At 59.0% G+C, this 24,959-nt stretch carries 21 protein-coding genes and 1 tRNA gene; 19 read left to right on the top strand and 3 right to left on the bottom strand.

The features are described 5' to 3' along the window. The first annotated feature begins 66 nt into the window (after positions 1-66). Positions 67-513, top strand: coding sequence for a type II toxin-antitoxin system RatA family toxin (locus tag msub_RS12720; RefSeq protein WP_048496361.1), 447 nt, complete (start codon positions 67-69; stop codon positions 511-513). Continuing rightward, positions 513-791, top strand: a complete 279-nt coding sequence (locus msub_RS12715; RefSeq protein ID WP_048497107.1) for an RnfH family protein — start codon at positions 513-515, stop codon at positions 789-791. Before msub_RS12720 ends, msub_RS12715 begins: the two co-directional genes overlap by 1 nt. Positions 792-793: 2 nt before the next feature. On the opposite strand, the gene msub_RS12710 is transcribed toward msub_RS12715, so the two are convergent. Further along, a complete protein-coding gene (locus tag msub_RS12710) occupies positions 794-1,120 on the bottom strand; it encodes an outer membrane protein assembly factor BamE (RefSeq protein WP_048496360.1) in 327 nt (108 codons plus the stop codon). Positions 1,121-1,242: 122 nt separating this feature from the next. Between msub_RS12710 and fur the strand changes: the two genes are divergently transcribed. Continuing rightward, positions 1,243-1,653, top strand: coding sequence for a ferric iron uptake transcriptional regulator (gene fur / locus msub_RS12705; protein WP_048496359.1), 411 nt, complete (start codon positions 1,243-1,245; stop codon positions 1,651-1,653). A gap of 99 nt (positions 1,654-1,752) precedes the next feature. Here the strand turns inward: fur and recN are convergent, their stop codons facing one another. Beyond that, entirely contained in the window at positions 1,753-3,432 is a 1,680-nt protein-coding gene (gene recN / locus msub_RS12700) for a DNA repair protein RecN (RefSeq protein WP_048496358.1), read from the bottom strand. 273 nt (positions 3,433-3,705) lie between these two features. Here recN and grpE point away from each other — a divergent pair, with 273 nt between their 5' ends. The 7 genes from grpE (at position 3,706) to greA (ending at position 13,683) form a co-directional block, all read left to right on the top strand. Continuing rightward, a complete protein-coding gene (grpE, locus tag msub_RS12695) occupies positions 3,706-4,305 on the top strand; it encodes a nucleotide exchange factor GrpE (protein ID WP_048496357.1) in 600 nt (199 codons plus the stop codon). A gap of 90 nt (positions 4,306-4,395) precedes the next feature. After that, positions 4,396-6,321: a molecular chaperone DnaK gene (gene dnaK / locus msub_RS12690; RefSeq protein ID WP_048496356.1), complete on the top strand. Its 1,926-nt coding sequence runs from the start codon at positions 4,396-4,398 to the stop codon at positions 6,319-6,321. A 77-nt stretch (positions 6,322-6,398) separates the two neighbouring features. Continuing rightward, the gene (gene dnaJ / locus msub_RS12685) at positions 6,399-7,523 is read left to right on the top strand and encodes a molecular chaperone DnaJ (RefSeq protein WP_048496355.1); all 1,125 of its coding nucleotides are present in this window, start codon (positions 6,399-6,401) and stop codon (positions 7,521-7,523) included. Positions 7,524-7,548: 25 nt separating this feature from the next. Then, positions 7,549-8,349, top strand: coding sequence for a 4-hydroxy-tetrahydrodipicolinate reductase (gene dapB / locus msub_RS12680; RefSeq protein ID WP_048496354.1), 801 nt, complete (start codon positions 7,549-7,551; stop codon positions 8,347-8,349). Positions 8,350-8,773: 424 nt separating this feature from the next. Continuing rightward, entirely contained in the window at positions 8,774-9,904 is a 1,131-nt protein-coding gene (gene carA / locus msub_RS12675) for a glutamine-hydrolyzing carbamoyl-phosphate synthase small subunit (protein ID WP_227506722.1), read from the top strand. A gap of 79 nt (positions 9,905-9,983) precedes the next feature. Continuing rightward, complete coding sequence (carB, locus tag msub_RS12670; RefSeq protein ID WP_048496352.1) at positions 9,984-13,199, top strand: carbamoyl-phosphate synthase large subunit; 3,216 nt, start codon at positions 9,984-9,986, stop codon at positions 13,197-13,199. A 4-nt stretch (positions 13,200-13,203) separates the two neighbouring features. Further along, complete coding sequence (gene greA, locus msub_RS12665; RefSeq protein ID WP_082146486.1) at positions 13,204-13,683, top strand: transcription elongation factor GreA; 480 nt, start codon at positions 13,204-13,206, stop codon at positions 13,681-13,683. A 119-nt stretch (positions 13,684-13,802) separates the two neighbouring features. On the opposite strand, the gene msub_RS12660 is transcribed toward greA, so the two are convergent. Then, positions 13,803-14,114 (bottom strand): YhbY family RNA-binding protein, encoded by a 312-nt coding sequence (locus msub_RS12660; RefSeq protein WP_048496350.1) that lies wholly within the window; start codon positions 14,112-14,114, stop codon positions 13,803-13,805. Positions 14,115-14,496: 382 nt separating this feature from the next. On the opposite strand from msub_RS12660, the gene ftsH reads away from it, so the two are divergent. The 9 genes from ftsH (at position 14,497) to infB (ending at position 24,936) form a co-directional block, all read left to right on the top strand. Beyond that, complete coding sequence (gene ftsH / locus msub_RS12655; RefSeq protein WP_264750622.1) at positions 14,497-16,440, top strand: ATP-dependent zinc metalloprotease FtsH; 1,944 nt, start codon at positions 14,497-14,499, stop codon at positions 16,438-16,440. A 94-nt stretch (positions 16,441-16,534) separates the two neighbouring features. After that, positions 16,535-17,365 carry a dihydropteroate synthase gene (gene folP, locus msub_RS12650; RefSeq protein ID WP_048496349.1) on the top strand — a complete coding sequence of 277 codons (831 nt, stop codon included), beginning with the start codon at positions 16,535-16,537 and terminating at the stop codon, positions 17,363-17,365. Then, positions 17,365-18,708 (top strand): phosphoglucosamine mutase, encoded by a 1,344-nt coding sequence (gene glmM, locus msub_RS12645; protein ID WP_048496348.1) that lies wholly within the window; start codon positions 17,365-17,367, stop codon positions 18,706-18,708. The genes folP and glmM overlap by 1 nt, the downstream gene beginning before the upstream one ends. A gap of 75 nt (positions 18,709-18,783) precedes the next feature. Next, entirely contained in the window at positions 18,784-19,542 is a 759-nt protein-coding gene (gene tpiA, locus msub_RS12640; RefSeq protein ID WP_082146485.1) for a triose-phosphate isomerase, read from the top strand. Between the two features lie 24 nt (positions 19,543-19,566). Continuing rightward, positions 19,567-19,947, top strand: coding sequence for a preprotein translocase subunit SecG (gene secG / locus msub_RS12635; RefSeq protein ID WP_048496346.1), 381 nt, complete (start codon positions 19,567-19,569; stop codon positions 19,945-19,947). Between the two features lie 7 nt (positions 19,948-19,954). Then, positions 19,955-20,039: transfer RNA gene (locus msub_RS12630), tRNA-Leu, on the top strand. Between the two features lie 319 nt (positions 20,040-20,358). Then, positions 20,359-20,820: a ribosome maturation factor RimP gene (rimP, locus tag msub_RS12625; protein WP_048496345.1), complete on the top strand. Its 462-nt coding sequence runs from the start codon at positions 20,359-20,361 to the stop codon at positions 20,818-20,820. A 54-nt stretch (positions 20,821-20,874) separates the two neighbouring features. Further along, positions 20,875-22,368: a transcription termination factor NusA gene (gene nusA / locus msub_RS12620; RefSeq protein ID WP_048496344.1), complete on the top strand. Its 1,494-nt coding sequence runs from the start codon at positions 20,875-20,877 to the stop codon at positions 22,366-22,368. Between the two features lie 18 nt (positions 22,369-22,386). Next, the gene (gene infB / locus msub_RS12615; RefSeq protein WP_048496343.1) at positions 22,387-24,936 is read left to right on the top strand and encodes a translation initiation factor IF-2; all 2,550 of its coding nucleotides are present in this window, start codon (positions 22,387-22,389) and stop codon (positions 24,934-24,936) included. The last annotated feature ends 23 nt before the right edge of the window (positions 24,937-24,959 follow it).

Here is a 24,959-nt window from a genome sequence, read left to right as displayed (position 1 = left end):
GCTGTACTCCTCGCCAGACGTCTGCAACTTTTTCAAGCGCTTTTGCATGCAGGACAACCGGTTCAAATGCCCCAACAGATCGACAAGACAGCTTTGGTAATGCACTCTGCAGAGCGAATGTTCCACCTGGTGAACGATATCGCCCGCTATCCCGAGTTCCTTCCTTGGTGTGCCGGGGCAGAGATTCATGAGCAGGGGGCTCATCAGATCACTGCATCTATTGAAATCGCCAAGGGCGGTATGCGGCACAGGCTGACCACACGGAATCAGTTGTCAATGCCCGAGGCCATCGAGATGAACCTGGTGGACGGCCCGTTCCGGAACCTGACCGGTCGCTGGTATTTCAAGCCCCTGAATGACAGCGCCTGTAAGGTCATCCTCTCGCTTGAATTCGAGTTTTCAGGCTCCCTGTCCCGGATGACCTTCGGGCCGGTGTTTAACCAGGCGGCGACGACCATGGTGGATGCCTTCTGCCGTCGGGCGGATCAGCTTTATCAGAAGGAGGGTGCATGATGGAGGTTGAAGTGGCCTACGCGCGCCCGGACAAACAGCAGATTGTCCCGGTAACGGTTCCGGAAGGGACGACGGCGCTGGAAGCCGCCAGACTCTCGGGTATCGTGGATGTGTTTCCGGAGCTGGATCTGGACGCGACGGATATGGGTGTCTTCGGGAAGGTGATCAAGGACCCTTCGGCCCACGAGCTCCGCCAGGGTGACCGGGTGGAGCTGTATCGGCCGCTCAAGATAGATCCCAAGCAGGCAAGGCTGAACCGGGCAAAGAAAAAAGCCTGACTTCAGTAAGCCGGGGTTTCTTCAAGTAGCTTGGCCTCATAATGGGCGTATTGGTCGCCATCGTAGTAAACAATGATTCGCTGTTCCTTGATGTCGCCGCCGCCCCGCTGAAATGTGTAGACATAATATTCCCGGGAGAGATCTACGGGATTCAGCATCAGCGGTGTTCCCATGATGGCGTGCACCTGGCTGCGGGACATCCCCTCGGCAAGCTGTGACAGATCCTCTTCGGTAACGATGTTCCCCTGCTGGACGTTGATCTTGTAGACGCCCGGGAAAACGCAACCGGAAAGAACGAGAGTGAGAATGACTGCTGTGAGCTTTTGCATCGCCGGGGGAAATCCTCTATCTTGAAATCGCCTGCCAGGGGCAGGTGTGATACGGGTCAACCGTTCAAAGGCGGCTTCATCATACCGGAAGCCGTGAGGCACACCAAAGGGTGAATAGTAGCATGTCGTCTGAAAACGCCGAATTACGTAAAGTCGGTCTGAAAGTGACTCTGCCGAGAGTGAAAATCTTCAATATATTGGAGACGGCTGAGGAGCATCATCTGAGTGCCGAAGATGTGTACAAGAAGCTCCTGGAACAGGGCGATGACGTGGGGCTGGCGACGGTCTACCGGGTACTGACTCAGTTTGAGGCGGCGGGGCTGGTCTTGCGCCACAATTTTGAAGGCGGTCATGCTGTTTTCGAAATGGCCGGTGATGATCACCACGATCACATGGTTTGCACCCAGACCGGTGAGGTGATCGAGTTCTTTGATGAAGTAATAGAAGAGCGCCAGAAGAAGATTGCGCAGGAGCACGGTTACGAAATCGTGGATCACAGCCTGATTCTGTACGTCAAACCCATCAAGTCCTGAGTCCTGCCCTGGCAACACCTGCCAAAAAAAGGGGCGGGTGTTTGAACCCGCCCCAACAGCTCTCAGGATCGAGAGGGGTAGTGGTTTCTTCTTTCCGGGTCAGTGGTGGGTTGCCTGCCCCTTTGAAAACATTTCTCGGGCATGGGCGATCGTGTGGTCGGTCATGTCGACGCCCCCGAGCATTCTCGCCACTTCACTGATACGTCCCTGATCGTCCAGCGCCTCGATTTTCGAGAAGGTAGCGTCCCGTTCGGTGAATTTACTGACGAAGAGGTGCTGATGACACTGCGCGGCCACCTGAGGCAGGTGGGTAACACAAAGCACCTGGCCATTGCTTCCCAGTGTGCGCAGCAGCCGGCCAACCACTTCCGCCGTGCCGCCGCCGATGCCGACATCCACTTCATCAAAGACCAGCGTCGGTGTGGTTGAGGTCTGGGCAACCACCACCTGAATCGCCAGGCTGATGCGTGACAGCTCGCCGCCGGAGGCCACCTTGGCCAGTGGCCGTGCCGGTTGCCCGGGGTTGGCGCTGACCAGAAACTCGATGTCTTCCAGGCCATGGGCCGCCGGCTCTTCACCGGTATTGCGGTTCAGGTGGGTTATGAATTGCATGTTGGGCATGCTCAACTGCGCAAGTTCTACTGCCACGCGCTGGTCAAGCTCGGCGGCCGCACTGGCGCGAGCCTGTGAGAGTTGGCCGGCCAGTTCATCGAATCGGCCGCGCTGGCTCGCCAGGTCGGCTTCCAGCTGCTCCAGGCTGCCCTCGCCGCCGTCCAGTTCCGCCAGCTCGGCGCTCAGGCGCTGATGCAGCTCGGGCAGCTCTTCCGGGGTAACCCTGTGCTTGCGGGCCATCTGGTAGATGGCGCTCAGCCGTTCTTCAACGTCTGCCAGCCTGGCGGGATCGGCCTCGTAATCCTCTACAAAGTGGCGCAGGTTGTCGCCGGCTTCGGTAATCTGGATCTGGGCTTCTTTCAGCATCTGGATGGTGTCGGCCAGCGCTGGCACGTCTACCGGCAACTGTTCGAGCTGTTGTAGTGCCTGTCGGATCATATCGGCGGCGCTGGTCTCGTCTTCGGTGCATAGCAGCGCAGCCTGGTGGCTGTTATGCAGAACGGTGTCTGCCTGGCTCAGCTGTGCCTGCTCCTGTTCCAGTTGTTCGTGCTCGCCCGTCGCCAGTGCCAGTCGTTCCAGTTCTTCCACCTGGTAGCGCAGCAACTGAAGCTTGGCTTCGGCTTCATCGGCGTTTTGCTGCCGCTCGGTCAGGCGCTGTCGAATCCGGTTCCAGGCCTTCCACGCCTCCCGGGTGTCAGTAGCCAGTGCCTCGACACCGGCAAATTCGTCCACCAGCTTGCGATGGGTTTCCTTGCGCAGAAGGGACTGATGCTGGTGCTGGCTGTGAATGTCCATCAGCAGGCCGCCGAGTTCCCTGAGGTGATTCAGTGGGCAGGGCTGGCCGTTGATATAGGCGCGGGAGCGCCCGTCCTTGCTGATAACACGGCGAAGGATGCAGTCATTCTCGTCATCCAGCTCGTGCTCTGCCAGCCACTCGGTTGCCTCGGGGATGCTGGCGACATCAAACGTGGCGGTGATGTCGGCGCGCTTGGCTCCGTGGCGCACCGCGCCGGCATCGGCGCGACCGCCCAGGGCCAGGCCGAGGGCGTCCAGCACGATGGATTTGCCGGCGCCGGTCTCGCCGGTCAGTGCCGTCATACCTTTGCCGAACTGGAGTTCCACCCGTTCGGCGATGGCGTAATTGGAAACCGTTAGCTGATTGAGCATGCAGATAACCTCCGCGACTTTCTGAAACCGGGCGAGTGGTTTTGACGCCACTCAACACTGTGAATGCATACAGGTGCTGTGAATATATACAGGGTTTTACCGGTTTGCAAACCCGGCAATGTGATTTTATTCAGGAATGCAGGCACCGATGGTTGAAACCTGCGTGCGGGGCCCCATATCCGTTCGCAATGACATTATTCCGGCACGCTGCGGCCGGAGCCCACGTTCAACCGGCCACCGAAAAAGGCCGCTGAAGACCAAGCAGGAGTAGCCATGAGCACTGACGAGAACCGCAACGAGCACGAGGAACTGAACGAAGCCCTCGAGGCTGCCAAAGAGGAGGCCCAGTCCGCCGATCAGGAGTCTGGCGAGGGCGAGCTCTCCGAGGTGGATGCTCTGAAAGCAAAGGTTCAGGAATTCCAGGAGCAGATGCTTCGCTCCCAGGCCGAGATGCAGAATGTGCGTCGCCGGGCTGAGATTGATGTCGAAAAAGCCCACAAGTTTGCCCTGGAAAAGTTCGTCAAGGAGTTGTTGCCGGTTGCCGACAGCCTGGAAAAAGCGGTTGAAAGTACCGAAGGCAAGGGTGATTCCGGCGAGCTGGTGGCGTCCATCCGCGAGGGTGTGGAAATGACGCTGGGCCTGTTCATGTCCAGCCTGAAAAAATTCAACGTTGAGCAACTTGACCCTGTGGGCGAACCCTTCGATCCCCAGCAGCACGAAGCCATGTCCATGGTGCCGGCCCCAGATGCCGAGCCTAACAGTGTGGTTGCCGTGGTTCAGAAGGGCTATCTGCTGAATGGTCGTGTGGTTCGGCCGGCCATGGTGATGGTTGCCAAGGCCGAAGATGCACCAAAAATTGATGAGCAGGCTTGAAAAGCCGATTAAAGCGCCAATATAGCCAGTAAATAGCGACAGCGGAGGCCGGGCCTCCGGTAAAGCATTCAGAAGAATCGGAGTGACTCAATGAGCAAGATTATCGGTATCGATCTGGGAACGACCAACTCCTGTGTAGCCATCATGGATGGCGACAAGGTCAAGGTTATTGAAAACGCCGAAGGCGATCGCACCACGCCTTCCATCATCGCCTACACTGACGATGGCGAGACCCTGGTTGGCCAGTCAGCCAAGCGTCAGGCGGTGACCAACCCGAACAACACCCTGTACGCCATCAAGCGTCTGATTGGCCGTCGCTTTGAAGACGACGTGGTTCAGAAAGACATCAAGATGGTGCCTTACAAGATCGCCAAGGCGGACAACGGTGACGCCTGGGTGGAAGTGAAAGGCCAGAAGATGGCGCCGCCGCAGGTGTCTGCAGAAGTTCTCAAGAAAATGAAGAAGACTGCAGAAGATTACCTGGGCGAGAAAGTGACTGAAGCGGTCATCACCGTGCCTGCCTACTTTAACGACAGCCAGCGCCAGGCCACCAAGGACGCCGGCCGCATCGCCGGTCTGGAAGTGAAGCGCATCATCAACGAGCCCACCGCCGCAGCCCTGGCCTATGGCCTGGACAAGAAGAGCGGTGACCGCACGGTAGCCGTGTATGATCTGGGTGGTGGTACCTTCGACCTGTCCATCATCGAAATTGCCGATGTGGACGGCGAGCACCAGTTTGAGGTGCTGGCCACCAACGGCGACACCTTCCTGGGTGGTGAGGACTTCGACCTGAAAATCATCGAGTTCCTGGCAGACCAGTTCAAGAAGGACAGCGGTATCGACCTGCGTGGCGATTCCCTGGCCATGCAGCGCCTGAAGGAAGCCGGTGAGAAGGCCAAGATCGAGCTGTCCAGCAGCCAGCAGACCGACGTGAACCTGCCTTACATCACGGCGGATGCGTCCGGTCCCAAGCACATGAACGTGAAGCTGACCCGGGCCAAGCTGGAATCCCTGGTGGAAGACCTGGTCCAGCGCAGCCTTGAGCCGTGTAAAGTGGCCCTGCAGGATGCCGGCATGAAAACGTCGGAAATCGACGAGGTTATCCTGGTCGGTGGTCAGACCCGTATGCCGCTGGTGCAGGAGAAGGTCAAAGAGTTCTTCGGCAAAGAAGCCCGCAAGGACGTTAACCCGGACGAAGCCGTTGCCGTGGGCGCTGCCATCCAGGCGGCCGTGCTGTCTGGCGATGTGAAAGACGTTTTGCTGCTGGACGTAACCCCGCTGACCCTGGGTATCGAAACCATGGGCGGCGTGGCAACACCGTTGATCGAGAAGAACACCACGATCCCGACCAAGAAGTCGCAGACCTTCTCCACGGCGGATGACAACCAGACAGCGGTCACCATTCACGTGGTTCAGGGTGAGCGCAAGCAGGCTGCCCAGAACAAGTCACTGGGCCGTTTTGACCTGGCTGACATTCCGCCGGCCCAGCGCGGTGTGCCGCAGATCGAAGTCACCTTTGACATCGATGCCAACGGCATCCTGAACGTGTCCGCGAAAGACAAGGCCACCGGCAAGGAACAGTCCATTGTGATCAAGGCCTCGTCCGGCCTCAACGATGACGAAATCGAGAAGATGGTGCGCGATGCCGAGGCCAACGCCGAGGAGGATCGCAAGTTCGAGGAGCTGGTTCAGGTGCGGAACCAGGGCGATGCGATGGTACACGCCGTTCGCAAGACCCTGAAAGATGCCGGCGACAAGGTCAGTGCCAGTGAGAAAGAGTCAATTGAAGCGTCCATCAAAGAGCTGGAGGAAGCTCTGGAAGGCTCCAACAAGGAAGATATTGAGGCCAAGACCCAGAAGCTGACGGAAGTCTCTTCCGAGCTGGCCCAGAAGATGTATGCAGATCAGGCTGATCAGGCGCAGCAGGCCGGTGGGCAGGACGATGCTCAGGCGAAGCAGGCTGACGATGCAGTGGATGCCGAGTTTGAAGAAGTGAAAGACGACGACAAGCGATAAATCTGACGTACATCAGGCAGTTGGAAAACGCGGGGAACTCCCCGCGTTTTCCGCGTTTAAAAACAGGGTTTTAAAGCATGGCCAAGCGCGATTATTACGAAATTCTCGGAATTTCCCGGGATGCGGACGAGAAGGAAATCAAGCGAGCCTATCGAAAGCTTGCGATGAAGTACCACCCCGACCGTAACCCGGACGACACGGACGCCGAGAACAAGTTCAAAGAGGCCAGCGAAGCCTACGAAATACTGGCAGACCAGTCCAAGCGGGCGGCCTACGACCAGTTTGGTCATGCCGGCGTGGATGGCCAGGCCGGTGGTGGTTTCGGGGGCGGCGGAGCCAGCTTCTCCGACATCTTTGGCGATGTGTTTGGCGACATTTTTGGTGGTGGCGGCCGTGGCCGAAGCACCCGTGGCGCTGATCTGCGTTACACCCTGGAGCTGGATCTGGAAGAAGCCGTCAAGGGCAAAACCGTCCAGATCAAGATTCCCGGACATCGCGAATGTGAAGTCTGTGATGGCAGTGGCGCGGAAAAAGGATCCCGCCCGGAGACCTGCGGTACCTGTAAAGGCATGGGGCAGGTGCGTATGCAGCAGGGGTTCTTTACCGTGCAGCAGGCATGCCCGACCTGCCGTGGTTCTGGTCAGATCATCAAGAACCCCTGCCAGGCCTGCCATGGCCAGGGCCGGGTTCAGGAAGAGAAAACCCTTTCCGTTAAAGTGCCGCCCGGCGTGGACACCGGCGATCGCATCCGGCTTTCCGGTGAAGGCGAAATGGGCGTTGATGGCGGGCCTCCCGGAGACCTGTACGTGCAGATCGCCGTGCGTGAGCACTCCATTTTTACCCGCGATGGTCGTAACCTCTATTGCGAAGTGCCCATCAGCATCGTTGATGCTTCCCTGGGTGGTGAGCTGGAGGTCCCGACACTGGATGGCCGCGTGAAGCTGAAGATTCCACCGGAAACCCAGACCGGCAAACTCTTCCGCCTGCGCAACAAGGGTGTCAGCCCGGTTCGTGGTGGGCCGGCGGGTGATTTGTTGTGTCGTGTAGTCGTGGAAACACCGGTGAATCTTACCAAGCGCCAGAAAGAACTGCTGGAAGAATTCCAGAAAACTCTGGATGGCAGCAACGGCACAGAGCATGGCCCGAAGAAAACCTCCTGGTTTGAAGGCGTCAAAAGCTTCTTCGACGAAATGAAATTCTGATCGGCCCGAAAAAAGGAATGCGAGCATGAGGGTAGCAATCATCGGCGCCGCCGGGCGCATGGGGAAAGTCCTGATCGAAGCGGTGGACGGTACCGAGGGCCTGGAGCTGGGAGCTGCCGTCGTCGAGCCGGGCAGTAGCCTGATCGGCGCCGATGCTGGCGAAATGACCGGCATCGGCAAAACCGGCGTAAAAATGGCCGGCAGCCTGGCCGATGTGAAGGGTGATTTCGATGTCCTTATCGATTTCACCTTCCCGGACCTGACCCTGGAAAACGCCGAATTCTGCAAAGCCAATGGCAAGATGCTTGTGATCGGCACCACCGGCATGTCCGACGCCGAGAAACAGCAACTGGCCCTGGCCGCCGAATCCACCCCGGTGGTGTTCGCGCCCAACATGAGCGTAGGCGTCAACGTCGTCCTCAACCTGCTGCGCACGGCCGCCGCGACGCTGGGTGACGACTACGACGTGGAAATCATCGAAGCCCACCATCGCCACAAGAAAGACGCGCCCTCCGGCACCGCCCTGCGCATGGGTGAAGTCGTCGCCGATGCCCTCGGTCGCGACCTGAAAGAGTGTGCTGTCTATGGCCGTGAAGGCTTTACCGGCGAGCGCACACGCAAGGAAATCGGATTTGAAACCATCCGTGCCGGTGACGTGGTGGGCGATCACACCGTCCTGTTCGCCACCGAGGGTGAGCGTATCGAAGTGACCCACAAGGCCAGCAGCCGGATGACCTTTGCCAAGGGTGCCATGCGGGCGGCGTTGTGGCTGAAGGATAAGCCTGCGGGGCTTTATGATATGCAGGATGTTCTTGATCTTAAGTGAGGGGCGGTGTCGGATTACGAGGCTGGTGCCTCTAATCCGACCTACATGCTGAAGTGGGGTGCTCCGACCCAAGTGCCTGACGCCATCCTCTAAGGCGGGGGTTGGGGTTCCTTTTCCGGGAATGTCTGAGGCCATGGATGGCCGAAGCCAAGCGCACATGGATGTGCTCGTAGCGTTTTCCGGAAAAGGAACCCCAACCCCCGCCGGTGTTTCATTAGCGCACAGAGTCGACGGTATTTCCCGTGGACACAAAGCGCCAAATTTCCTACAATAAGGCGGTTTAACTGCACCAAGCGTACCTATTAAAAAGTTTATAAGAAAGCGGGACCGAGCCAAGACTCCGTCTCGCTTTTTTGCAACCTGAATTTGCGCTTGCGTTCCTGTTCGTGACGAACCGATACGCCACTCGATGAGGATACAAGCCTTGAGCACACCAGCAATCCTTGCACTCGCAGACGGAAGCCTGTTCTACGGCAGCGCCATTGGTGCTGACGGCGAAACCAGCGGTGAGGTGGTGTTCAACACCGCCATGACCGGCTACCAGGAAATCCTGACCGACCCGTCCTACGCCCGCCAGATCGTCACCCTGACGTATCCGCACATCGGCAATACCGGAGTGAACGAAGAAGACATCGAATCAGACCGCGTGCAGGCTGCCGGCCTGATCATCCGCGATCTGCCGCTGATGGCGAGCAACTGGCGCAGCAAGGGAAGCCTGGACGACTACCTGCGAAGCAACAACATTGTTGGAATTGCGGACATTGACACCCGGCGCCTGACTCGGATCCTTCGCGATAAGGGCTCCCAGAACGGCGCCATCGTTGCCGGCGAGAACGCCAGCGCCGAGCGGGCCCTGGAGCTGGCCAAAGCCTTTCCGGGGCTGAAAGGCATGGATCTAGCCAAAGAGGTGACCTCAGACAAGGTCTGGTCCTGGAGCGAAACCGAGTGGATCCTGGGCGAAGGTTATGGCGAGCGCCAGCAAGCCCGCTTCAAGGTTGTCGCCTGGGATTACGGTGTCAAGTTCAACATTTTGCGCATGCTTGCCTCCCGGGGCTGTGATATTACGGTAGTGCCGGCGCAGACCCCGGCTTCCGACGTGCTGGCGATGAATCCGGACGGAGTTTTCCTGTCCAATGGCCCGGGTGACCCCGAGCCCTGCGACTATGCCATCACCGCCATCCAGGAAGTTCTGGAAACCGAGATCCCGGTATTCGGTATCTGCCTTGGCCACCAGTTGCTGGCCCTGGCCAGTGGTGCCAAAACCATGAAAATGGGCCACGGCCATCACGGCGCTAACCACCCGGTGCAGGACATTGCCAGGGGCACAGTAATGATTACTAGCCAGAACCACGGCTTTGCTGTGGATGAGGCAACACTGCCCGCAAACGTTGAGGCGACGCACAAGTCCTTGTTTGACGGCACGCTGCAGGGCATCCGCCGGACCGACAAGCCGGCCTACAGCTTCCAGGGCCACCCGGAGGCCAGCCCTGGCCCCCATGACGTGGCTCCCCTGTTTGACGAGTTTATCCGCCTGATGGAGGCGCGATCGGCCTGAGGCTGATCGCATGCACGACTCACGGGCGCCGCGCATTGCGCTGCCAGAATTCAAAAGTTGCTGACAGGTTTACCAAGACATGCCAAAACGTACCGACATCAAGAGCATCCTGATCCTGGGCGCCGGCCCCATTGTGATCGGGCAGGCGTGCGAATTCGACTATTCCGGGGCCCAGGCCTGCAAGGCGCTGCGCGAAGAGGGTTACCGGGTGATCCTGGTTAATTCCAACCCGGCCACCATCATGACCGACCCGGCGATGGCTGACGCCACCTACATCGAGCCGATCACCTGGAAGACCGTTGAAAAGATCATCGAGAAGGAACAGCCGGACGCCTTGCTGCCGACCATGGGCGGCCAGACCGCACTGAACTGCGCCCTGGACCTGGAACACCACGGCATCCTGGAAAAACACGGCGTGGAAATGATCGGTGCCAACGCCGACACCATTGACAAGGCCGAAGACCGGGACCGCTTCGACAAGGCCATGAAGAAAATCGGCCTGGAGTGCCCCCGGGCCACCATCGCCCACTCCATGGAAGAAGCCTGGAAAGTCGCCGATGACATCGGCTTCCCGTGCATCATCCGTCCGTCCTTCACCATGGGCGGCTCCGGCGGCGGTATCGCCTACAACCGCGACGAATTCGAAGAAATCTGTACCCGTGGCCTGGACCTGTCGCCCACCAACGAGTTGCTGATCGACGAGTCCCTGATCGGCTGGAAAGAGTACGAGATGGAAGTTGTCCGGGACCGCAACGACAACTGCATCATCGTCTGTGCCATCGAGAACTTTGATGCCATGGGCGTGCACACCGGTGACTCCATCACCGTTGCCCCGGCCCAGACCCTCACCGACAAGGAATACCAGATCATGCGCAACGCCTCCCTGGCGGTGCTGCGTGAGATCGGTGTGGAAACCGGCGGCTCCAACGTCCAGTTCGGCATCAACCCGGACACCGGCCGCATGGTGGTCATCGAGATGAACCCGCGGGTGTCCCGCTCCTCCGCCCTGGCCTCCAAGGCCACTGGCTTCCCGATCGCCAAGGTCGCCGCCAAGCTGGCCGTGGGCTACACCCTGGATGAGCTGCGCAACGAAATCACCGGCGGTGTCACCCCGGCCTCGTTCGAACCGTCCATCGACTACGTGGTCACCAAGATTCCCCGGTTCACCTTCGAGAAGTTCCCTCAGGCCGACGCCCGCCTGACTACCCAGATGAAATCCGTGGGTGAGGTCATGGCCATCGGCCGGACCTTCCAGGAATCCCTGCAAAAAGCCATGCGTGGCCTTGAGGTAGGCTCCGAAGGCTTTGAAGAAAAGGTGGACCTGGCCACGACTGACGGGCAGGAAACCCTCACCCAGGAGCTGAACGTGCCAGGCGCGGAACGGCTCTGGTACATCGGCGACGCCTTCCGTGCCGGCATGACCGTTGAAGAGGTCTTCGCCAATACTCACGTTGATCCCTGGTACCTGGTCCAGATCGAAGATCTGATCAAAGAGGAGCAGGCCCTGAAATCAGCGGGCAAGGCCGATATCGATCAGGCCGCCCTGTTCCGGCTCAAACGCAAGGGCTTCTCGGACGGCCGTCTGGCAAAATTGCTGGGCCTTTCTGAAGTGAGCCTGCGTAAGCTCCGCCACGACCTGGGCATCCGCCCGGTGTACAAGCGTGTGGACACCTGCGCCGCCGAATTTGCCTCCGACACGGCCTACATGTATTCCACCTATGAGGAAGAGTGCGAGGCAGATGTCAGCGACCGCGAGAAAATCGTGGTCATAGGTGGCGGGCCCAACCGGATTGGTCAGGGCATTGAGTTCGATTACTGCTGTGTGCACGCGGCCCTGGCCATGCGTGAGGACGGCTATGAAACCATCATGATCAACTGCAACCCGGAGACTGTGTCCACGGACTACGACACCTCCGACCGGTTGTACTTCGAGCCGATCACCCTGGAAGACGTGCTGGAAATCATCCACGTCGAGAAACCCAAGGGTGTGATTGTCCAGTACGGCGGCCAGACCCCGCTGAAACTGGCCCGCGGCCTGGAAGCGGCCGGCGTGCCCATCATCGGCACCAGCCCGGACGCGATCGACCGTGCCGAGGACCGTGAGCGGTTCCAGCAGATGATTACCCGCCTGGGCCTGAAGCAGCCGGAGAACGCCACCGTGCGCAGCCACGAGGAAGGCATCCTGGCAGCCCGCGAAATCGGCTACCCGCTGGTGGTGCGTCCTTCCTATGTACTGGGCGGCCGGGCCATGGAAATCGTATACGACGAGGAAGAACTGGTGCGCTACATGCGCAACGCGGTGCTGGTGTCCAATGACAGCCCGGTGCTGCTGGACCACTTCCTGAACGCCGCCATTGAGGTGGACATCGACGCCATCTCCGACGGCACCGACGTGGTCATTGGTGGCATCATGCAGCATATTGAGCAGGCCGGCGTGCACTCAGGTGACTCCGCTTGTTCGCTGCCGCCTTACAGCCTGCCCAAAGACGTCCAGGACGAGATGCGCGATGCGGTCAAGAAGATGGCCATTGAGCTGGACGTCATCGGCCTTATGAACGTGCAACTGGCCTGGCAGGACGGCGTGATCTACGTCATCGAAGTGAACCCGCGGGCGTCCCGCACCGTGCCGTTCGTCTCCAAGGCTATTGGCGTGTCCCTTGCCAAAGTGGCGGCTCGCGTCATGGCAGGCAAGACCCTGAAGGAGCTGGAGTTCACTCAGGAAATCATCCCCCGCTATTACGCGGTGAAGGAGTCGGTGTTCCCGTTCAACAAGTTCCCGGCGGTGGATCCAATCCTGGGGCCTGAGATGAAGTCCACCGGTGAGGTCATGGGCCTGGGTGACAGCTTCGATGAGGCTTTTGCCAAGGCGGCCCTGGCGGTTGGCGAGCGCCTCCCGGCCAAGGGTACGGCGTTCATGTCCGTACGGGATGTCGACAAGCCGGGCGCCGCGAAAGTTGCCCGTGATCTGGTTGAAGCCGGGTTCAAGGTTGTTGCCACGACCGGCACGGCCAAGGCCCTGAAAGAGGCCGGAATCGAGGTTGACCGGGTGAACAAGGTCCGCGAAGGTCGTCCGCACATCGTGGATGCCATCAAGAATGGCCAGGTTCAGCTGATCATCAATACCACCGAGGGTCGCAAGGCAATTTCCGACTCGGCCCAGATCCGCCAGTCGGCATTGCAGACCAAGGTAACCTATACCACGACTCTGGCAGGCGGCGAAGCCTTCTGCCGGGCTATCAAGTTTGGCCCGGAGCGCACTGTACGCCGCCTCCAGGATCTTCACGCAGGAAAGTGAGACTATGGCTGACAGAGTACCGATGACCAGGGAGGGGGAAGCCCGCCTCCGCCAGGAACTTCAGAAGCTGAAGTCCGAAGACCGTCCGCGGGTGATCTCCGCGATTGCCGACGCCCGCGAGCACGGCGATCTGAAAGAAAACGCCGAGTACCATGCTGCCCGTGAGCAGCAGAGCTTCATCGAGGGCCGTATCCAGGAAATCGAAGGCAAGCTGTCCGGCGCGCAGGTGATTGATGTCACCACCATGGAGAACACTGGCAAGGTGATTTTCGGCACCACCGTCCATCTTCTGAACATGGACACCGACGAACAGGTTGTTTACCAGATTGTTGGTGAGGACGAAGCGGACATCAAAGCCGGCAAGCTGTCGATTTCATCTCCCATTGCCCGCGCCCTGGTGGGCAAGAGTGAGGGCGACGTGGTCGCGATTCGCGTACCGTCCGGTACCGTGGAGTACGAGATTGAGGAAGTGGAGTACGTCTGATCAAGCGTTATGGTGAAGGCGGGGTCAGATGAAAGCTTTCATCTGACCCCATGTTCAAGCGAAAAGCCGGCTCGGGAGTGCCCCAGCCGGCTTTTGCTTTTACTCGGGTTCTCGCCCGCTCAATGCTTGTGGCGCAGCAGGTTGGAGAGTTTCGGGTTGGGCTTCTTGGCGCGTCGCAGGATCACGGCGATTTTGCCGATGGTCTGGACCAGGTCCGCCCCGGAGCTTTCGCAGAGGGCCGTGATGGCTTCCTGGCGTGCGTCGCGATCGGTGCTCGCCACCTTGATCTTGATCAGCTCGTGATCGTTCAGGGCGCGCTCCAGTTCCTCCTGCAACCCCTCGGACAGGCCTTTATCACCAACGATGATGACCGGCTTCAGATTGTGGGCTATGGCCCGGTATTCTCGGCGCTGTTCCGGTGAAAGACTCATGATCGGATCTCTTTATCGGTGCAATTAACAAAAGGTCAGCGGCGAATGCGCTGACATGAACGTATAATCGCCGAATTGTAACAGATCCGCCTACGGTAAAAATGGCCGTTAACACCTATCGGGCCCCAGGTGCTGTGGGGAACGTTTCGATGGCGCCCGGGTCGAAAGGTTACAGGAAAATAGTGGGTGTGCTGTGTCGCTGTTGCAATTTCAGGTATGGCACCCACTATGTGTTGTAAGGCGTCCTTATGCTTCCTGAAACCTGCGGGGCTGTGGCCGATACGGATGGGCCGTTTCTGGTGGACGGGCGTACAATTGGTGTAAGGTGTCAGAAAAGGGTGCTTCGCGAGAGGTTAGCCCTTCAATTCACAGGTGACGATCCTTGAACGATATGGCAAAAAATCTGGTTCTCTGGCTAATTATAGCCGCCGTGCTGCTGATGGTGTTTCAGAATTTCTCTCCCACCACCACCGGCCAACAAGTCAACTATTCCCAGTTTGTGGAGATGGTCCAGCAAGGGCAGGTCCGTCAGGTCACAATCGATGGGCTGGAAATCCAGGGTACCCGCGATGACGGTTCCCAGTTCCAGACAATCCGCCCGCAGGTATCTGACATCAAGCTGATGGACGATCTTCTTGCGAACGACGTCGAGGTCATCGGCAAGCAGCCAGAACGCCAAAGCCTGTGGACACAGCTGCTGGTGGCGGCCTTCCCGATACTGATCATCATCGCACTCTTCGTCTTCTTCATGCGTCAGATGCAGGGAGGTGGCGGCGGCAAAGGCCCGATGTCCTTCGGCAAGAGCAAAGCCCGTCTGATGAGTGAAGACCAGATCAAGACAACCTTCGGCGATGTGGCCGGTGTTGATGAGGCCAAGGAAGACGTCAAGGAGCTCGTTGATTTCCTGCGGGATCCCAGCAAGTTCCAGCGCCTTGGTGGCAGCATTCCCAAGGGCGTCCTGATGGTGGGGCAGCCGGGTACCGGTAAGACTCTTCTGGCCAAGGCGATTGCGGGTGAAGCCAAGGTGCCGTTCTTTTCCATCTCAGGTTCCGATTTCGTGGAAATGTTTGTCGGCGTGGGTGCGTCCCGTGTTCGCGACATGTTTGAGCAGGCCAAGAAGCAGAGCCCGTGCATTATCTTTATCGACGAGATTGATGCGGTCGGCCGTCACCGTGGCGCCGGAATGGGTGGTGGCCACGACGAGCGTGAGCAGACCCTGAACCAGTTGCTGGTTGAGATGGACGGCTTCGAGGGTAACGAAGGCGTGATCGTGATCGCCGCCACCAACCGTCCGGACGTTCTTGATCCGGCGCTATTGCGGCCGGGCCGGTTTGACCGTCAGGTTGTGGTTGGTCTGCCGGATATCATCGGCCGTGAACAGATCCTCAAGGTGCATATGAAGAAGGTTCCCCTCGCTGATGGTGTTGAGCCTTCCTTGATTGCCCGTGGCACACCCGGATTCTCAGGTGCAGACCTGGCCAATCTGGTGAACGAGGCGGCCCTGTTTGCGGCGCGCCGTAACCAGCGACTGGTGTCCATGGAAGAGTTCGAGCTTGCCAAGGACAAGATCATGATGGGCGCCGAGCGCAAGTCCATGGTGATGAGCGAGAAGGAAAAGCGGAATACCGCTTACCACGAGTCTGGCCATGCCATCGTTGGCCGGCTGATGCCGGAGCATGACCCGGTCTACAAGGTCAGCATCATTCCCCGGGGTCGGGCGCTGGGTGTGACCATGTTCCTTCCTGAGGAGGACAAGTACAGTCACAGCAAGCGTTTCCTGATCAGCTCCATCTGTAGTCTGTTCGGTGGCCGTATTGCGGAAGAGCTGACCTTGGGCTTTGATGGTGTAACCACCGGCGCCTCGAACGATATCGAGCGGGCAACCAGTCTGGCCCGGAACATGGTGACCCGCTGGGGGTTGTCCGAAAAGCTCGGGCCGCTGCAGTACGACACTGACAGCGAAGAGCCGTTCCTTGGCCGGTCTGCCGGTCAGTCCCAGACGGTGTACTCTCCGGAAACGGCGCAGCGGATTGATGAGGAAGTTCGGAACATTATTGACAGCTGTTACGAGAAGGCCAGGCAGATCCTGATCGATAACCGGGAAAAGCTCGACATGATGGCCGACGCCCTGATGAAGTACGAGACCATAGATCGCCATCAGATCGACGACATTATGGAAGGCCGGACGCCGCGCCCGCCGAAAGGCTGGGGAGACAGTGGTCCCGCCGGAGGCGTGAAGGCCGATGAGCCGGACGTGGCACCAGAGCCGAAGGCCTCCGATGACGGCCGCCATCCCGGTGTTGGCCGGCCAGCCGGGGAGCACTAAGCCCTTCGGTCTCGCGCCAAGAAAAACCGTGTAGTTCCCTGCGCCGTCCGGACCCCGGGCGGCGTTTGTTTTTGTCAGTCTGGAAAGGTTTGCCATGAAAATGAATTTTGCCGGGCGGGAGCTGGATATGACCCGCTGCCACGTAATGGGGGTTGTCAATGTCACGCCCGATTCGTTCTCTGATGGCGGGAAGTTCAACCGGCCTGATGTGGCTCTCGAGCGGGCCAGACAGATGGTGGCTGATGGCGCCGCCTTTATCGATATCGGTGGTGAGTCCACCCGTCCGGGCGCAGCGCCGGTATCGGTTCAGGAAGAACTGGATCGGGTCTGCCCGGTGGTGGAGGCGGTAGCCAGGGAACTGGATGTGGTGATTTCTGTGGATACCAGCGCGCCTGAGGTGATGGCAGAAGCGGCAAGACTCGGGGCGGGCCTGATTAACGATGTCCGTGCACTTCAGCGGGAAGGTGCGCCGGAGGCTGCTGCACAAGCGTCGGTACCGGTATGTATCATGCACATCCAGGGCGAGCCCGACAGCATGCAGGACAACCCGGCATACCGGAACGTCCGCCGGGAGGTAAGTTCGTTCCTCACTGAGCGCATGCGGGTCGCCGAGTTGGCGGGCGTTCGCCCGGAGAATATCATTCTGGATCCGGGGTTTGGCTTTGGCAAAAGCCTGGAGCACAACCTCCAGCTACTGGCCGCCCTTGAACAGCTGCACATTCTCGGTCATCCGCTGCTGGTCGGGATGTCCAGAAAGTCCATGCTGGGCCACATTACCGGCCGTGATGTGAATGAACGGTTGCCCGCAAGCCTTGCGGCCGCGACAATATCGGCCATGAAAGGTGCCAGCATCATTCGTGTGCACGATGTCAGGGAAACTGTGGACGCCGTCCGTGTGGTGACGGCCGTCAAGGAGGCAGGTTAATGTCCGAGAGAAAATACTTTGGTACGGACGGTATTCGGGGTCGCGTGGGAGAATTCCCCATTACCCCGGAATTCATGCTTAAGCTGGGCTGGGCAGCCGGCCAGGCGTTCAAGCGGGGAGGTCGTCGCAACAGCGTGTTGATCGGCAAGGATACCCGGCTTTCCGGCTACATGTTCGAGTCAGCCCTTGAGGCCGGGCTTTCGGCCGCAGGGGTCGATGTCAAACTGCTGGGCCCGATGCCCACCCCGGCCATTGCCTATCTTACCCGCACGTTCCGGGCTTCTGCGGGCATCGTGATCAGTGCCTCCCACAACCCGCACCAGGACAATGGCATCAAGTTTTTCTCGGCTGAAGGCACCAAGCTTGATGACGCCCTGGAGGCAGAGATCGAGCGCTGGCTGGACCTGCCGATCGAGGTATGTGAGCCGGCGGAGCTGGGCAAGGCCTTCCGGGTGGATGATGCCCCGGGTCGGTATGTGGAATTCTGCAAGAGTACCGTGCCCAACGAGTTCACCCTGGATGGCATGAAAATCGTACTGGACTGCGCCCATGGTGCGACCTACCACGTGGCCCCCAAAGTGTTTCGTGAGCTTGGTGCCAGGGTGTCGGTGATTGGTGCCGACCCCGATGGCCTGAACATCAACCTGAATGTGGGCTCAACCCACCTGGAGGCGCTGAAAGCCGCGGTTGTTGAAAAGGGTGCGGACCTTGGCATTGCGTTCGACGGCGACGGCGACCGGGTGCTGATGGTGGATAGTGACGGCTCCGAAGTGGATGGGGATGAGCTGCTCTTTGTGATTGCCTCCCAGCGCTTTGCAGAGGGTCGCCTGAAAGGTGGCGTTGTCGGCACATTGATGACCAACCTGGGGGTTGAGCTGGCGCTGAATGAAATCGGGATCGAGTTCGAGCGTGCAAAGGTCGGTGATCGCTACGTGGTGGAGCGCCTGATCGCCAATAACTGGGTGCTCGGCGGTGAGGGCTCGGGCCATATGGTGATTCGTGATTGCACCAGTACCGGAGACGGGATTGTCTCCGCACTGCAGGCCCTGCTGGCTATCCGGAAATCCGGGAAGACACTGCACGAGATTCGCCAGGGCATGAGCAAGCTGCCCCAGAAGATGATTAACGTGCGGGTGGCCCAGCGCTTTGATCCGTTCAGCCGGGCCGATATCGTGGCTGCGGTGCAGAAGGCCGAATCCGACCTTGGCACTTCCGGGCGGGTTCTGCTCCGGGCCTCCGGAACCGAGCCCCTGATCCGGGTTATGGCCGAGGGTCAGGACGCCGACGATATCCTGCGGGTTGTCGAGGAACTGGCGAAAGTGGTCGAGAATTCCACCGCTTAATTTTGTGTTTTCAGGCGGTTGTCTGCCGGGAGGGAGTGCTGTATAGTTCGGCCTCCCTAACGTTCGGGAAGTGTCATGCGTCGTAAGATCGTAGCCGGAAACTGGAAAATGAACGGGTCGAAAGACCTGGCCCGGTCGCTGGTGAGCTATGTGCGATCCCGGGTCGCCAGCCTGGATAACGGTGTCGAGGTCGTTATTGTCCCGCCCGCAATTTATGTCGGGGACGTGGCTGAGAGCGCCGATGACATCCTGGCATTCGGGGTTCAGAACGTAGGGCAATGGGCGTCCGGGGCCTACACAGGCGAGATCTCTGCAGAGATGGCAGGCGATCAGGGTTGTCGTTACGCTCTGGTCGGCCACTCCGAGCGACGGCAGATCTTTGGTGAAACCGACAATGTGGTAGCCGCCAAAGTGGCGCGTCTCGTCGGTAACAAGCTGAATGCCATTGTCTGTGTCGGTGAAACGCTTGAAGAGCGTGAAGCTGGCAAGGCAGAGTCGGTTGTTGCTGATCAGGTCCGGCATGGTCTGGCGGCGGTCAGTCGGGATCAATGGTCTTGCATTGTGGTAGCGTACGAGCCCGTATGGGCCATAGGTACCGGCAAAACAGCCACTGCGCAGGACGCTCAGGCCATGCACGCCTCAATTCGGAAGGTGCTGTCTGAGATGGGCGCGCCAGCAGAAGACATATCCCTGCTTTACGGGGGCAGTGTAAAAGCGGATAATGCAGCCGCGCTTTTTGCCGAGCCGGATATTGACGGCGGTCTGATCGGCGGCGCGTCTCTGGTAGCAGAAGATTTTGTGAGTATTTGCCGGGCTGTTCCGGCGGGTACCTGAATTTAAAGGTTTGCGAGAATCGTTATGGATTGGGTAGAAACGCTGGTAGTCGTTGTGCACGTCGTGATTGCGGTGACGCTGGTGGGTCTGGTGCTGATTCAGCAGGGCAAGGGTGCCGACGCGGGCGCCGCCTTTGGTGGTGGCGCGTCCCAGACAGTATTTGGCAGCCAGGGCAGTGGCAGTTTTCTGACCCGTTTTACCACTCTGCTCGCGATCATCTTTTTTGTAACAAGTTTCTCTCTGGCTGTCTTTGCCAAGCAGCGGGCCGAGCTGGCCGGGCAAGCGGGTATTCCTGTTGTTGAGGAATCCGCTGCCAAAGCGCCGGCTGACAAGGCCGCTGAAAGTGGCAAAGCGTCCACCGGAGAAACCGGGAGCGGGGAGTCAACTCTCCCCACTCTCGAGTAAGGTTGTTGCCCGGGTGGTGAAACTGGTAGACACGCTATCTTGAGGGGGTAGTGGCGAAAGCCGTGCCGGTTCGAGTCCGGCCCCGGGCACCATATTGAAAAAAGCGGCTTGGAGTATCCAGGCCGTTTTTTTTGGTCAGTCCTTGACCAGTCTGCCTGGCGTCTCTATACTCCGGCGGATATTGGGATCTGCCGCGCGGTGCTGGCAGGTTTCTGGCAGGCCAGGTGTCTGTCAGCAGGAAGCGGTACACCGTTTTGTTTCCTGCGAGTTCTTGCAACAAAAGGCCCCATCGTTCGGGGCTTTTTGATTAAGGGGCCTGGCGCAAAGGGCCCTGGTGCATAAAAAGGGCTGATAAAACAGCCCTTTTTTTGTTTTTGGGCCCGGTAAATCTGATAACGGAGACGGCGTAACTTGTCAGCCAAGCTTAAGCAACTGGAAGACATTCTTCGGCCTGTAATTGAGGGCCTGGGGTATGAGTTCTGGGGCATTGAATTCCGCTCACAGGGCCATCATTCCCTGCTGCGAGTGTTTATTGATGATGCTGAAAATGGCATCGGTATCGAGGACTGCGAAAAAGTCAGTCGCCAGATCAGCGGTGTGATGGATGTGGAAGACCCCATTCAGACCGAATACACACTGGAGGTTTCATCCCCTGGGATGGATCGCCCGCTGTTTCGTCTGGAGCAATACGAAGCCTTTGCCGGCCACCAGGTTCAGATCCGTCTCCGGATGGCTTTTGAGGGGCGCCGGAAGTTCCAGGGGCTGATCAAGGGCGTTGAAGGAGATGATGTGGTGGTGGTCGTCGATGACCACGAATATCTGTTGCCTTTCGACAGCATCGAGAAGGCCCACATCGTACCGGTATTCGAATGAACGACATTAAAAAGTCAGTGGACGCACAGTTTATGTTGAGGGCAGGGCAATCCAATGAGTAAAGAGATCTTGCTGGTGGTTGAATCCGTCTCGAACGAGAAAGGTGTCGAGAAGGATGTGATTTTTGAAGCGATCGAGCTGGCACTGGCCACCGCTGCCAAAAAGCGCTTTGATGATGAAGAAGCGGATATCCGGGTGTCGATCGACCGGAAAACCGGCGAGTACGAAACCTTCCGTCGTTGGCTGGTTGTGGACAACGATGCGGTTCCTGCGCTGGGCACAGAGCTTACCTTGCAGGAAGCCGAGGAGATTGACAAAGCGCTGAAGCCAGGTGATATCCACGAAGAGAAAATCGAATCCGAGGCGTTCGGACGGATCGGCGCCCAGGCGGCCAAGCAGATTATCTTCCAGAAGGTTCGTGAAGCTGAACGGATGAAAATCGTCGACAGCTACCGCGACCGTGTTGGTGAGCTGGTGTCTGGTACGGTCAAGAAAGTGACTCGTGACAATGTTATTGTTGATCTGGGTAGTAACGCCGAGGCACTGCTGCCCCGGGAGCACCTGATTCCCCGGGAAACCTTCCGTATGGGCGACCGGGTGCGGTCGCTGCTTCTGGAGATCCGTACCGATCACCGCGGCCCCCAGCTTGTCCTGAGTCGTACTGCGCCGCAGATGCTGATCGAGCTGTTCCGAATCGAGGTTCCTGAAATCGCAGAAGAACTGATCGAGATCCGTGGCGCTGCAAGGGATCCCGGCTCCCGGGCCAAGATCGCAGTGAAAACCAATGATCGCCGTATCGACCCCGTTGGCGCCTGTGTTGGTATGCGTGGTTCACGCGTTCAGGCCGTGTCCAACGAGCTTGGCGGTGAGCGTGTCGATATCGTGCTCTGGGACGACAACCCGGCTCAGTTGGTGATCAACGCCATGGCTCCGGCGGAAGTTGCGTCCATCGTCATGGACGAAGACCGGCACACCATGGAAGTGGCTGTGGCGGAAGACAACCTGGCACAGGCTATCGGCCGCAACGGACAGAACGTTCGCCTGGCGACCGAGCTGACTGGCTGGACCCTGAACGTGATGACCGAGGAAGAGGCCGGTGAGCGTCAGGAGCAGGAGTACAGTCGGCTTGTCGAGCATTTCACCGGTAATCTGGATGTGGATGAAGAGTTCGCCGGTGTGCTGATTGAGGAAGGGTTTACCTCGATCGAAGAGGTGGCCTATGTGCCAATGGAAGAGATGCTGGCGATCGAAGGATTTGACGAAGAGACCGTCACTGAACTGCGCCGTCGTGCCAAGGACGTCCTGCTGAACCAGGCGCTGGCAAGCGAGGAAGCACTTGAGGGTGCCGAGCCGGCAGAGGATCTTCTGGGTATGGACGGCATGGACCGTGGCCTGGCCTTCAAACTGGCCGGCATGGGTGTGCGCACCATGGAAGATCTGGCAGAGCAGTCGGTAGGCGACCTGCTCGAAATCGACGGTATGGATGAAGAGCGTGCCGGTCAACTTATCATGACCGCACGTGCCCCCTGGTTTGAAGACCAGGCTTAATTCGGGAGGAGGACCAGTATGGCTGAAGTAACGGTAAAACAACTGGCCGAAGACGTAGGCGCTCCCGTGGATCGTTTGCTCAAGCAGATTGTGGAAGCTGGCCTGAAGGCCCGCTCCGAAGGCGACGCTGTCTCCAGCGATGAGAAGCAGCAGTTGCTGGCCTATTTGAGAAAGACCCACGGTGAGGCTGATGCCGAGCCGCGCAAGATTACCCTGAAGCGTAAGACAACCACCACGCTCAAGGCGGGCAAGGCGAAAACCGTCAATGTCGAGGTTCGCAAGCGCCGCACCTATATCAAACGGGCTGAACTGCAGCCTGAAGCGGAAGCGCAGCAACCGGAAGAGCTTGCTGCTGAGCGGGCGCCGGAACAGGCGGCGACAGAGGAAGCGCCGAAAGTGGCCGCCGAGCAGGCTCCGCAGGCAGGGTCTGAAAAGCCGGCACCGGAAGAGGCGACGGCACCGGAAGCGGCTGAGCCCAAGAAAGACGCAGAGCCCACGAAAGCGGCAGAGCCCGAGCCGGTTCCTGCTCCGGAAGATATGCCGATGCCGCCGCCCGAGGGCGAAGGCAAGGACCGCAAGCCGAAGAAGAAGAAAGAAAAAGTTCGCGAGCGTGGCGACGAGACCGAAGAAGGCAAGCCCAAGAAGAAGCAGGCTGGCCATCGTGGTCCCCGCAGCCGTCCGGTGGAAGAGCCGCTGGTTATCTCTGAAGATGAGGAAGATACCACGCTGCGCAAGCCGCTACGTGCGAAAAAGAAACCCAAAGAGAAGCGTCATGGCTTCGAGAGGCCGACCAAACCAATGGTCAGAGAAGTAGAGATTCCGGAAACGATTACCGTGGGCGATCTTGCTCAGCGTATGGCGGTCAAATCAGGTGACGTTATCAAGACCCTGATGGGAATGGGCGTTATGGCCACCATCAACCAGGCGCTGGATCAGGAAACTGCTGTTCTGGTTACTGAAGAGCTGGGTCACAAAGCCAGGACCGTGAGCGACGATGCCTTCGAAGAGGAGGTTCTGAGTGAATTCGCTTTCGAGGGTGGCGAGAAAACCAAGCGCGCACCGGTTGTGAGTGTGATGGGGCATGTCGACCATGGCAAAACCTCACTGCTCGACTACATTCGCCGCACCAAGGTGGCATCGGGCGAATCCGGTGGTATTACCCAGCACATCGGTGCCTATCACGTGGAAACGGGGCACGGCATGGTGTCCTTCCTGGATACCCCGGGCCACGCCGCATTTACTGCGATGCGCGCCCGTGGTGCCCAGTGCACCGATATCGTGGTGCTGGTCGTTGCCGCCGATGACGGTGTTATGCCCCAGACCAAGGAAGCGGTCCAGCATGCGCGTTCAGCCGGTGTGCCTATTGTTGTTGCCATGAACAAGATGGACAAGGAAGCGGCGGATCCGGATCGCATCAAGACCGAACTCGCCGGAATGGAAGTGATTCCCGAGGATTGGGGCGGAGACGTCCAGTTCGTGCCGGTGTCTGCGCATACCGGTGAGGGTATCGACGATCTGCTGGAGGCGCTGCTGCTGCAGGCGGAAATCCTGGAGCTGCAGGCGGTAACCGACGCACCGGCCAAGGGTGTTGTGGTCGAGTCCAGCCTCGAACGTGGCCGTGGCTCCGTTGCCACCGTTCTGGTTCAGAACGGTACCCTGCGCCAGGGTGACATGGTGGTTGCCGGTGCCTACTTCGGTAAGGTCCGTGCGATGACCGACGAAGCCGGCAAGCAGGTCAAGGAAGCCGGCCCGTCAATCCCGGTCGAAATCCTCGGCCTGAACGGCACTCCGGATGCTGGTGATGAGTTCTTCGCCGTGGCCGACGAGAAGAAGGCCAAGGAACTGGCCGAGTTCCGCCAGACCCGCGAGCGAGAGCAGCGGCTCCAGCGCCAGCAGGCGGCGAAACTTGAGAACCTGTTCGAGAACATGGGCAAGGACGAGGTCAAGACCCTCAATGTCGTGCTCAAGACCGACGTGCGTGGTTCCCTGGAAGCGATCACCAAGGCCCTGCAGGACCTTGGCAATGATGAAGTCCAGGTGAAGATCGTGTCCTCTGGCGTGGGTGGTATTGCCGAGACCGACGTCAGCCTGGCCATGGCGACCAACGCCGTTATCTTCGGCTTCAACGTTCGTGCCGACACGGCGTCCAAGCGTCTGGTTGAGCAGGAAGGCCTGGATCTTCGCTACTACAGCATCATCTACAACCTGATTGATGATGTGAAGGCAGCCCTGACCGGCATGCTGGCTCCGGAATTCCGTGAGGACATTGTCGGCATCGCCGACGTCCGCGACGTGTTCCGTTCACCCAAGTTTGGCCAGGTCGCCGGCTGTATGGTCATCGAAGGTACGGTGTACCGGAACAAGCCGATCCGTGTCTTGCGGGACAACGTGGTTATCTTTGAAGGCGAGCTGGAATCCCTGCGTCGCTTCAAGGATGACGTACCGGAGGTCCGTAACGGCATGGAGTGCGGCATTGGCGTCAAGGGTTACGACGTGAAGGTCGGTGACCAGATCGAAGTGTTCGATCGCGTCCGGGTCGAGCGCAAGCTTGAGTCCACCGGCGCGTGATGCGCCTGAGATTAAAGGAAGCC

This window comes from Marinobacter subterrani, from assembly GCF_001045555.1.
GTDB lineage: Bacteria > Pseudomonadota > Gammaproteobacteria > Pseudomonadales > Oleiphilaceae > Marinobacter > Marinobacter subterrani.
This window is presented reverse-complemented; position numbering and strand designations above follow the sequence as displayed.